This is a genomic window from Collinsella aerofaciens (genome assembly GCF_020709435.1).
GTDB lineage: Bacteria > Actinomycetota > Coriobacteriia > Coriobacteriales > Coriobacteriaceae > Collinsella > Collinsella aerofaciens_AU.
Genome location: NZ_JAJFDP010000028.1, coordinates 1 through 10904 on the forward strand (window position 1 = coordinate 1; position 10904 = coordinate 10904).

11 protein-coding genes and 1 tRNA gene are annotated in these 10904 nt (G+C 60.0%); 1 reads left to right on the forward strand and 11 read right to left on the reverse strand.

The window, feature by feature from the left end; genetic code table 11:
• Positions 1–132: 132 nt before the first annotated feature.
• Together LK493_RS09765 and serS are read right to left on the reverse strand one after the other, a co-directional pair.
• Positions 133–510, reverse strand: a complete 378-nt coding sequence (locus LK493_RS09765; protein WP_227790889.1) for a hypothetical protein — start codon at positions 508–510, stop codon at positions 133–135.
• A gap of 173 nt (positions 511–683) precedes the next feature.
• The gene (serS, locus tag LK493_RS09770) at positions 684–1967 is read right to left on the reverse strand and encodes a serine--tRNA ligase (RefSeq protein ID WP_040359108.1); all 1284 of its coding nucleotides are present in this window, start codon (positions 1965–1967) and stop codon (positions 684–686) included.
• A gap of 111 nt (positions 1968–2078) precedes the next feature.
• Here serS and LK493_RS09775 point away from each other — a divergent pair, with 111 nt between their 5' ends.
• The gene (locus tag LK493_RS09775) at positions 2079–2252 is read left to right on the forward strand and encodes a DUF6724 family protein (RefSeq protein ID WP_006235069.1); all 174 of its coding nucleotides are present in this window, start codon (positions 2079–2081) and stop codon (positions 2250–2252) included.
• A 157-nt stretch (positions 2253–2409) separates the two neighbouring features.
• On the opposite strand, the gene proC is transcribed toward LK493_RS09775, so the two are convergent.
• From proC to LK493_RS09820, 9 genes are all read right to left on the reverse strand, one after another.
• Entirely contained in the window at positions 2410–3180 is a 771-nt protein-coding gene (proC, locus tag LK493_RS09780) for a pyrroline-5-carboxylate reductase (RefSeq protein ID WP_227790890.1), read from the reverse strand.
• Positions 3181–3253: 73 nt separating this feature from the next.
• The gene (rlmH, locus tag LK493_RS09785) at positions 3254–3724 is read right to left on the reverse strand and encodes a 23S rRNA (pseudouridine(1915)-N(3))-methyltransferase RlmH (protein WP_227790891.1); all 471 of its coding nucleotides are present in this window, start codon (positions 3722–3724) and stop codon (positions 3254–3256) included.
• Positions 3725–3730: 6 nt separating this feature from the next.
• The gene (locus tag LK493_RS09790) at positions 3731–4669 is read right to left on the reverse strand and encodes an SPFH domain-containing protein (RefSeq protein ID WP_152067506.1); all 939 of its coding nucleotides are present in this window, start codon (positions 4667–4669) and stop codon (positions 3731–3733) included.
• A gap of 306 nt (positions 4670–4975) precedes the next feature.
• Positions 4976–5062: transfer RNA gene (locus LK493_RS09795), tRNA-Leu, on the reverse strand.
• 43 nt (positions 5063–5105) lie between these two features.
• Positions 5106–6023, reverse strand: a complete 918-nt coding sequence (locus tag LK493_RS09800) for a TatD family hydrolase (protein ID WP_227790892.1) — start codon at positions 6021–6023, stop codon at positions 5106–5108.
• Positions 6013–6873: a 16S rRNA (adenine(1518)-N(6)/adenine(1519)-N(6))-dimethyltransferase RsmA gene (gene rsmA / locus LK493_RS09805; RefSeq protein WP_227790893.1), complete on the reverse strand. Its 861-nt coding sequence runs from the start codon at positions 6871–6873 to the stop codon at positions 6013–6015. The genes LK493_RS09800 and rsmA overlap by 11 nt, the downstream gene beginning before the upstream one ends.
• A 107-nt stretch (positions 6874–6980) precedes the next feature.
• Positions 6981–8582 (reverse strand): methionine--tRNA ligase, encoded by a 1602-nt coding sequence (gene metG, locus LK493_RS09810; RefSeq protein ID WP_227790894.1) that lies wholly within the window; start codon positions 8580–8582, stop codon positions 6981–6983.
• Between the two features lie 69 nt (positions 8583–8651).
• On the reverse strand, positions 8652–9530 hold the full coding sequence (gene rsmI, locus LK493_RS09815) for a 16S rRNA (cytidine(1402)-2'-O)-methyltransferase (protein ID WP_138374422.1): 879 nt from the start codon (positions 9528–9530) through the stop codon (positions 8652–8654).
• A 6-nt stretch (positions 9531–9536) separates the two neighbouring features.
• Positions 9537–10598, reverse strand: a complete 1062-nt coding sequence (locus LK493_RS09820; RefSeq protein WP_227790895.1) for a glycoside hydrolase family 5 protein — start codon at positions 10596–10598, stop codon at positions 9537–9539.
• Positions 10599–10904 lie beyond the last annotated feature (306 nt).

Below are 10904 nucleotides of genomic sequence, written 5' to 3' on the forward strand. Positions count from 1 at the left end.
ACCTATGACGTTCTGATTCGTAGTCAGACCCTCTATCCAGCTGAGGTAACGCCGCAGCGCAAGACATATAAAACCACTTTAGCTTATTGGAGTCAAGCACAATCTCAAACTTTTTTGTGGAACGCAGTTTTGTCATGCTGATCCGCATATACCGCTGTTCCCCGTACGATCGATTGGCTTTTCGATCACGTCAAACTTGGCATCAAGTTCCCTCAGGAGCGATCTCACCCGCTGGGCACAATCATAATCGGCAAACGAGATGCTCAGCATGCGCGCGACCTGGTTGGAAGTCCCAACTCCATAGAAGTGCTCCAGCGCCACAAGCCCCTCGTGCGTCACAAAGGTCTCGACCACATGCGGCGACTCCTCAAAGCACCATTGTGTCAACGGACCCTCACTCGTCTGCCGAACCACCAGGCCGCCCATGCCAGACGGCTCACACGTTACAAGCAGGTACTCCCCGCCCTCGTCGCTCTCAAACAAAACCACCCGATCATCAAACAGCTCCATCGCGTCCCCTTTCTCTCGCTCTTATTTAGCAAAAGCATAGCAGGTAGATGGCTGTATACAGAACAGTTGTTCGTGTGTTTTCTATTGAGCTGTCCGCACGGCATGGTATGGACCTGCGCACGAAATAGGGCGCCCCCGAAGGAGCGCCCTTGCATATCCCCTATGCAGCCAACTTACGCGACCGGCTCGATCTTCTCGAGACCACCCATGTAAGGACGCAGGACCTCGGGAATCGTGATGGTGCCGTCGGCGTTCTGGTAGTTCTCCAGAATGGCGGCCATGGTGCGGCCGGCCGGCAGGCCGGAACCGTTGAGCGTGTGCAGGTAGCGCGAACCCTTGAAGTTCTCGGGGTCGCGGTACTTGATGTTGGCGCGGCGGGCCTGGAAGTCGCCGCAGTTGGAGCAGGAGCTGATCTCCTTGTAGGCGTTGTAGCTCGGCAGCCAGACCTCGACGTCGTAGGTCTGACGGGCAGAGAAGCCCAAGTCGCCGGTGCACAGGCTAATCACGCGATACGGAAGGCCCAGCTGCTGCAGCAGGTACTCGGCCTCGGCGGTCATGCTCTCGAGCTCCTCGTCGGACTCCTCCGGCTTAGCGAACTTGACCATCTCGACCTTGTCGAACTCGTGCTGACGGATGATGCCGCGGGTGTCGCGACCGGCGGAACCGGCCTCCTCGCGGAAGCAGGGGGTGAAGGCGGTGTAGCGGCGCGGCAGGGTGTCGGCGTCGAGGACCTCGCCGGCGTGCAGGTTGGTGAGCACGACCTCGGCGGTGGGGATCAGGAAGTTGTCGCCCGAGACGTGGTAGGCGTCGTCCTCGAACTTGGGCAGCTGACCCGTGCCAAACATGGTCTGACGCTTGACGACGATGGGCGGCCACCACTCCTTAAAACCACGGCTGGTGTGCGTATCGAGGAAGAAGTTGATGAGGGCGCGCTCCAGGCGGGCGCCGGCGCCACCGAGAACGGTAAAACGGCTGCCGGAGAGCTTGTTGCCGCGCTCGAAGTCGAGGATGTCCAGATCGGTGCCCAGATCCCAATGCGGCTTAAAGTCGAAGTCGAACTCGCGCGGGGTGCCCCAACGACGGCGCTCAATATTCTCGTCCTCGTCCTTGCCGTACGGCGTGGCCTCGCAAGGAATGTTGGGCAGGTGAGCCATGAAGTCGTACTGCTCCTGTTCGAGAGCGGTGCGGCGCTCGGCCAGACCGTCAATCTTCTCGTTGACGGCGCGCACGGCCTCCTTGGCGGCCTCGGCCTCGTCCTTCTTGCCCTCCTTCATCAGGGCGCCGATCTTCTTGGACTCGGCATTGCGCGTAGCCTGGAGCTCCTCGACCTCGGTGATGACGGCACGGCGCTCGTCGTCGAGCTCAAAGAACTTCTCGCGATCCCAAGACGTCTGGCGGTTAGCCATGGCGACATCGATGGCATCGGGGTTCTCGCGAACAAACTTGATATCAAGCATTAGATCCTCCGGCGATATACATTCCATTTAGGTTGCAACCTTGTACATGTATGGGCAAGTATATACTTATGAGCGTTTACGACCCAACTCAACTACGCAAGAAGGCACCCAATGGACGCAGTTTTTTCCTTTTTGTTTGGCACCCGCACCGGTTTTGCCATCCTTTTCGCCGGCGGCATCCTGTTATTTGCGATTCTTGCCTTTGTAATGGAGAAGCGCACCCATAAGATGTACGTCGACCGCGGGCCCAAGTCCGAGGATGAGGAAGACAGCTTCTGGGACTAACCTGCCAAAAAGGGACAGGTTTATTTTGGTCGGTTTTATCTGGGCAAATGCAAGCGCCCCGCAACCGGTAACGATCCGGTTGCGGGGCGCTTTTCGCACATACGACAAAACCGCAGGAAAAACCTGCCAAAATAAACCTGTCCCTAAATGGCAGGTTTTACTGGAGAGTTGCGTCGATTGCCTTGACCAGGGCACTGCGCATGCCGGCGTCCTCGAGCGCAACGACGCCCTTGATGGTGGCGCCACCGGGCGAGCATACGGCATCCTTCATCGCCGCAGGATGCTGACCAGTTGAAAGCTGCAGCTTTGCCGTACCTAGCACCATCTGGCTCACAATGCGATAGGCATCGGCACGCGGGATACCGTGCTTGACCGCCGCATCGCCCAGGGCCTCGATTGCCATAGCGACAAATGCCGGAGCGCAACCACCCACCGTGCCGCCCACGAACAGCAGGCTCGTATCGAGCTCGACCACCGCACCGAGCTTGCCAAGCAGATCAAGCACCACTACGCTCTGCTCATCACTAAGCGTGGAAGCCTTCTCGCAAGCGATGACGCCCTCGCCCACCGAAACCGGCGTGTTGGGCACCGTCGAGATATGCGCGACGCCCGGCAGGACCTGCTCCCACTTGGCACTGTCCCAGGTCCAGGCAACCGACAGAACGACCTTTTTGGCAAGAGCATCCTTGAGCGGGGCGAATATCTTCTCGATCATGTACGGTTTGACCGCAGCGACCACGATATCGGATGCGGCGACAACCTCGGCGGCATCGTGGCAGGCGACCATGCCGCGCGCCTCGCAGCGCTCAACCAGTGCGTCGTAGCGACCCGCGCAGGCGCACATGTCGCTCGCAGCTACACCGGCAGCGATCCAGCCATCGGCCATAGCGCTCGCCATATTGCCAAAACCGACAAATCCAATCTTCATTTCTCATAGTCCTTTCAGACACATTCCTCAAAACGAAAGGTATTGTCCCACGCCATTGTTTCGCATTGCCGACCTATTTGTGATACGGCTCGCCACGACTGATCTTGCAGGCACGGTAAATCTGCTCTAACAGCACCACACGCGCCAGGTTATGCGGCAAGGTAATGCGTCCAAAGCTGAGCATCTCGTCGGCTCGTGCGCGCACGTCATCGCTCACGCCGTCCGAACCGCCGATTACAAAGGCAATGTCGCTGCTGCCTCGCAGCATAAGATCGTCGAGCCTCGCCGAGAGCTCCTCACTCGAACGCTCCTTGCCCTCGATAGCCAGCAGAATCACATGGGCTCTCGGCGGCAAGGCAGCAAGAATCGCCGCCCCCTCCTTGTCACGCGCGGCATCCACACCGCCCGCCTTAGCCGGGTCGATATCGGCCACCTCGCGGATATCAACCTTGGCATAGGCACCTAGGCGCTTGGTGTACTCAGCGCACGCGTCCTTCCAAAAGCGCTCCTTGAGCTTACCGACGCAAACGACAGTGTATTTCACGCGCGTCTACTCCTTCGAATCGTTTTGAACTTTGCCGGCGGTCAGCATCTGCTCGAGCATCGAGGCCGACTGCGAAAAGTCGCTTGGCAACACGACCGTCGAGGTTTTACCCGTGCGAGCGAACTCCGTCATCATCTCGGACCACTGCGTAAACATGAACAGTTGGTTGGCCTCGTCATTGCCGACACCCGTCTCCTGTATGATCTCGAGCGAATCTTTGATACCCAGCGCGATGGCCTTGCGCTGGTTGGCGATGCCCTCGCCCGCCTTTTCCATTGCCTCAGCCTCGGCGGTCGCCTCGGTGACGCGCTTGATGCGGTCTGCCTCAGCGAGCTCCTGTGCCGCAGCGCGCTTGCGCTGGGCGGCGTTGATGTCGTTCATGGAGTTCTCGACCTCGGTCGGCAGTGCAATCTTGGTGATGAGCGTCGACACGAGGGTGAAGCCGTAGGCGGCCATCTGCTCGGAAACGGTAGCGTTGACATCCTTGGCGATGTCATCCTTCTTGGCAAAGACCTCATCGAGTGTGTAGACGGGAATCGAAGAGCGCAGGGCGTCGGTGATGAAGTCACGCATCTGGTCGACGGGCTCCTGCAGCATGTAGTAGCTCTTGTAGATACCCGAATCTGCCGGGCCGGCGCCCATGTCATAGCTCACGTGGTACTGAGCAGAGACCTCAAGGCCGATGGTCACGTTGTCCTGGGTCTTAACGTCGATGCCAAAACCGTTTTTCATGGTGCGCAGACTCACCGTGGCGGCCTTGCGGTCGATCACGGGCACCTTCATGTGGAAGCCCGCGTTGACGATGCGGTTAAACTTGCCCAGACGCTCGATGATCACGGCATGCTGTTGTTCAACGACATAGCAGGCGTTGGGAAGCAGAAGCAACAAAATGATGATGGGAAGCAGAAGGCTCGTAAGGGCGGCAATGATACCGGACAACAGCATGGTCTCTCCTCTGATAGGCACACGTTGGCACTAGGATACCCGCACGAAGCAGCCACGTGACATCAACAAGAGACCCATAACAAAAAAGCTCCCATTGCTGGGAGCTCTTTCAATCAATGGTGCGGGCGAAAGGACGTCCGCGTATCCGCTGCGCGGATCCGCACCGGCTTCGCCCGCCTGCCGGCGGACTCGCCAGCTCGCTAAAACCGCTCCGCGTTTTCTTTACGCTCGCTCCTTCGCAGGTTCAAGTCCCTGCGATGGGCCCATAACAAAAAAGCCCCCATTGCTGGGAGCTCTTTCATTCAATGGTGCGGGCGAAAGGACTTGAACCTTCATGGGGTTGCCCCCATACGGACCTGAACCGTACGCGTCTGCCAATTCCGCCACGCCCGCGTGCAGGAATTAGAATAACGGAGCGCCATCGCGAACGCAAGAACTATTTTTGAAAAAGTTTGCAGGCATTTTCCCAAGCTGCTCGCGCGATTGCCTCAGCATCCTCGCCGGTACGATCGACACGGTCGTTGACCAGCGTGTTTGCCGTAATGGAGATCATTGCGGGCTCGCATTCAAGACCGCGGATGGGCTCCGGAGCCATATACGGGCAATCCGTCTCGAACAAAATTCGATCGAGTGGGGTTGCCGCAAATGCCTCGCGCACATCGTCGTTGCGCTTAAAGGTAGCCGCGCCTCCATAAGCGATATAGCAGCCCAGCTCCACAAAGCGCTCCATCGTGGCGCGGTCCTCGCCAAAACAGTGCAGCACACAACCGGCCTGGGGCACGCCCACCTCACGAAGCACGTTGTACGCATCAACGTGCGAGGTGCGCTCCCCATCCGAGTCCTCGTGACGCAGGTGCAGCTCCACCGGCACGTTACGGCACACGGCAAGCTCGAGCTGGCGCGTCATGCAGTCAATCTGCACGTTATGGGGTGCCGGCGCGATATCGTCGTCATAGTCCATGTGGTAGTCCAGGCCGATTTCGCCAATACCGGCGCATAAGGGGTCATCGAGTGCGGCAACGACCTGCGCGTGAACGTCGTCGGTATAGTCCGGCGCACCATACGGATGCACGCCGGCAAGATACTTGATCTGAGGGATATCCTGCATCGGCAGAATTTCGCGCACGAGCCAGTCGCTATAGTCCGTCACGCTGCGTTTGTCAGCGATGGGGTCGAACATCGTCACCAACAGGTCGACGCCCGCGGCTTTGGCGCGCACGAGCGTCTCGGGCACTTCTTTGCCCCAAAACGAAAGCAGATGCGCATGCGTGTCGGCAAGCGGCGCCAAGGGCACGGGACAAGCAACCGTCTTCTTTTTCTTGGTAAACGTCACGCGTTCGGCATTAAGCGTCATGGATTAGCTCCTGGGCCAGGCGGACAAAGTCGGCAACATCGAGCGTCTCGGCGCGCGTGGTGGATGCGATACCGCAAGCCTCAAAGGCGGCATCGAGCACGTCCTTGGCAAAGCCGTTGGCGCTCATGGAGTTGCGAATGGTCTTGCGACGCTGAGCAAATGCAGCATCAATCACGCGGGCCACAAACTCGCGGTCGAGTCCTTCGGGCACCACGCCGTCAACACGGTCGATACGCACGACGGCCGAGTCCACGTGCGGCGCCGGCATAAAGCAACGCGGCGGCACCTCAAAGCGACCCGTCACCTGCGCATACAGGCCGAGCTTTGCCGTATAGCCGCCATAGGTCTTGTTGCCCGGCACTGCGGCAATGCGATCGGCAACCTCCTTTTGCACCATGACGACGGCACGCTTGAGCGCGGGCATCGTCTGGAAGAACTGCAAGATGATTGTCGCCGCCACGTTATAGGGCAAGTTCGCGACAAATACCGTCGGCTCACCGCCGGCGGCCTGCTCAATCTGCTCCGGGCCCACCTTAAGCGCGTCGCCCATGATAAAGCGGAAGTTGGCGTAGTCGGCGGCGTGAGCATCGAGCACCGGCTCGAGCTCGGGATCGGCCTCGATCGACGTGACGCACGCCGCCTCCTGCAACAGCGCAAGCGTGAGCGTACCAACGCCCGGACCAACCTCGAGCACGCGCTCATCGCCTGCAAGCTCGGCAAGCTCGCAAATGCGCTCAATTACATGGTTGTCGATCAGGAAGTTCTGGCCCAGGCGATGCTTGGTCGCAAGGCCAAACTCCTCCAGCAGCTCCCTGGTGGCCGTGGGGTTTGCCAAAGGCGAAGTTGTCATGGTTGCCTCCTTAGCATGATGGCGGCGTCTTGAAACAAAAGGGCATGGACCGTGGCGGCCATGCCCTTACAGCTAAACAGCAAATTGCCGATATGGCGCGCTGCGTCTTAGCCCAGACGCGGGAACAGCGGATCGCCCTTCTCGACGGGCTGACCACCAGCAAGCAGGCCCCAAGCGCAAATGCCCTTGAGGTCGTCGCTCGCGGCCTCGTCCTCGCAGGACAGGCGGCGCAGAGCCTCGGCAGAAGTCTGGGGCATGAGCGGCATCAGCAGGTGAGCGGCAATGCGGATGGCCTCGAGCAGGTTGTAGATCACAAACGCCAGCTCGTCAGCCTTGGCCTCGTCCTTGGCAAGTGCCCAAGGCTCGGAGTCCTCGATGTAGTGGTTGGCGGCGTGGATGAGCTCCATGACCTCGTCCTTGGCTCCACCGTAATCGAGCACGTCCATCTTGGCCATGTAGCGCTCGACCAAACCGTCGGCAATCTTTGCCAGCGGGTTGTCGAACGCATCGAACGACGCGGGCTTGGCGGGCGCGCAACCGTCAAAGAACTTGCCGCTCATGTTGAGCGAACGCGAGATAAGGTTGCCCCAGCTGTTGGCCAGGTCGGCGTTGTAGACCTGCTCCATGCGATCGAAGCTGATGGCACCGTCGGTGCCGGGGACGACGTCGGTCATGAAGTAGTAGCGATAGCCCTCAACGCCCAACATGTCGATAACGTCCTGCGGAGCGATAGCGTTGCCACGGCTCTTGGACATCTTCTCGGCCTTGCCAGTCTCGGCATTGCGCACGGTCAGGAAGCCGTGGGCAAAGACGTGCTCGGGCAGAGCCTCGCCGATGGCCATGAGCATGGCGGGCCAAATGACGCAGTGGAAGCGGATGATGTCCTTACCCACGATGTGGAACTGCGCGGGCCAGCGATAGGCCAGCTCGGCACGCGCCTCGTCGGTGTCGACACCGTAGCCGACGGCCGTCATATAGTTGAGCAGCGCATCGAACCACACGTAGGTCACGTGACCCTCGTCAAACGGGACCTGAATGCCCCAGTCAAAGCTCGTGCGGCTCACGGAAAGGTCGTTAAGGCCGCCCTCGACAAAGCTGCGCACCTCGTTCATGCGGAACGCGGGCTCGACAAAGTCGGGGTGCTCGTCATAAAGCTTGAGCAGCTTGTCCTGGAAGGCGGAAAGCTTAAAGAAGTAGGACTCCTCCTGCACGCGCTCAAGCGGACGGTGGCAGTCGGGGCACAGGTGCTGGCCGACGCTGCCGTACTCCTCGTCGCCCTTCTGGACCTGCGTATCGGTAAAGTAGGTCTCGTCAGGCACGCAATACCAGCCGTCGTAGCTGCCCTTATACAGGTAGCCAGACTCCTTCATGCGCTCCCACAGGTACTGCACGGCATGATGCTGGCGCGGCTCGGTGGTGCGGATGAAGTCGTCGTTGGAAATCTCGAGCTTGCTCCAAAGCTCTTTGAAGTGCGGAGCCTGGCTGTCGGTCCACTCCTGCGGCGTCATGCCATGCTTGGCTGCGGCCTCGGCGACCTTCTCGCCGTGCTCGTCCATGCCGGTCAGGAACTTGACGTTATAGCCGGCGGAGCGACGATAGCGAGCCTGAACATCGGCGATGATGGTGGAATAAGCCGTGCCCAGGTGCGGATCGGCGTTGACGTAGTAGATGGGCGTCGTGATAAAGAACGAAGGCTTGCTTTGATCCATGGGGTTTGTCCTCCAGAAAAACGTTGCATACAGGGGATGATTCTAGCGCAAGGGCTGGATATCCTCCATCTATTGCATATCGAGCACCATGGCATAGACATCGCGCTTGCGGCGCGAATACTTCTGAGACAGGCGCTTGGCCACCGCAGACGCGGGCTCCCCCTCCTCGAGCGCGGCGCGGATATCCTCGCGCAGGGCCTCGTCGGGATCCGCTGCCGCGGCGCCAACCGGCACGATACCGGCCTCCTCGTCCTCGCTCGGCGGCGCGATGACCAGCGCAATCTCGCCCTTCACCTCGCCGCGAGCACGCAGCTCCTCGGCGAGCTGGGCGGCGGGCCCGCGCAAGACCTCCTCGTGCAGCTTGGTAAGTTCGCGGCAGACGGCAACCTCACGCTGGGGAAAAACCTCTGCCACAGCCTCGAGCGTCGCCACGATGCGATGTGGAGACTCGTAGAAGATGAGTGCGCCGGGCACCACGGCAAGGCGCTGCAAACGGCGCACACGGTCGCCGTGCTTTCGGCCCAAAAAGCCCTCGAAGAAAAAATGCTCGCAGGGAATGCCGGACGAAACAAGCGCCGTGACGCAAGCAGAGGGCCCGGGAATAACTTCGACGGGCACATCGGCCTCACGCGCCGCCTCGACCAACGCCTGGCCGGGATCGGACACGCTCGGCATGCCGGCGTCCGAGGCAAAGGCAAGGGTCTCCCCCGCCAGCAGACGGTCGACCAGGCCGGCAGCGCGGCTAGCGATCACATTCTCGTCGCAACGGACAAGCGGCTTGGAAATGCCCAGGTGCATCAGCAGCTTTGACGTCACACGCGTGTCTTCGCAGCAGATGGCATCGGCGGCGGCAAAAGCCTCACCAACGCGCGGGGACAGGTCGCCCAGGTTGCCGATGGGCGTGCCGACCACATAGAGTTTGCCCGTATGGGCGCTGTTTTGCGTCATATCAACCTATTCAATCATGCCGCGCTCGAGCGTACCGAGCGCCGCGCGGGCGTCCCATGCTGCAATGCGCTTCTCGGTCTTCCACGTTTGGAAGAACCAACCGGCAGCCGGCGCAAACGAAGCCAGCTGGTTGGCGATAAACACGCGCTCGTAGGCATTGCGGCCCTCGGGCGTAACCGACGAGTTGGCAAAGATCGCCGCGCCCGACCATTCGCCCACCAGCACGGGGAACCCAGTCGAAATCGCTTCTTTAAGCTCGCGCTTGTTACGCGAAATCGCCGTCGTCAGCCCGCGAGGGCTCGTGATGTCGAGCGCATACTCGTCGCGGTAATGGTACAGGTGAAGGTCCATGTAGACGTTCTTGTACTTGGCGCCGCGCATAAAATGCTTCCACTCGCTGGGATGCCCCGACGACGAGAAGACGACGATCTTATCCTCGGGCATATACGAACGAACGAGCTCGTAGGCATCGCGATAGAAATTGCGCAGGTAGTGGGCCGGAATGCCATCCGTCATGATGAAGAGGCTCTTGCGAACGCTCATCTGCGGCGTGTCCAGCAGCTCAATGCCCAGCAGGCTCTCGGCCTCGCCATAGCGATCGGCCAAGCGCTCGAGCACGTCGAGTGCGACGTGACGGCCGTTGGTGGACGAATGCCACTCGGCGACAGCCTCCGGCGTGGTGGGCGAATCGTTGGAATCGCCCTGGCCACCGGGCACGGTTGCCAGATCGAGCAGCACGCGGATGTCGTACTTGGCAGCCCACTCAATTGCACGGTCAATGTAGTCGACAACCGAGATGTAGGACGCATCGGACCCCTGTGAGCCAAAGGCATACCAGGGCACCGGCAGACGCACGGCATTGAGGCCAATCTGCGCCATGCGGCGAAAATCATCCTCGCTCACAAACGTCTCGTAATGGCGGCGCATGCGCTCGTTGTAAGCGGCGGTACCCATGGCCTCCTGCAGCTCGGCTGCGTTGGATGCACCGGTCGCCGCGTACAGCGACGGGGTCACCCAAGGCTCGGGAATAAACCAGCCAGAGAGATTAACGCCGAGTATCCTCTCCATCACTGCCCCCTTCGGATCATGCAGGTCGAACCCGCATCGTATTGCATAGGATAAGTATCGTTTTGAGTATACCCGCGTGTGCGGACAGACGACCGAACGGTCTGTAAAGTGATGCGAAAGTGGGAGGAATGTCTGGGAGCAGACGGGATCGGAATGGTGCGACGAGGTGTGTACGCGCGCCGGAGGCAGGCACCGGAAAGTGTGTCCCGTTCTATCGCTCAATAATGGGGCGCATTTTCCGCAGAACCCTACATAAAAGAAAAGGACCCCTTTGCAGAGGTCCTAGTCAATTCAAGGTGGCGGGGA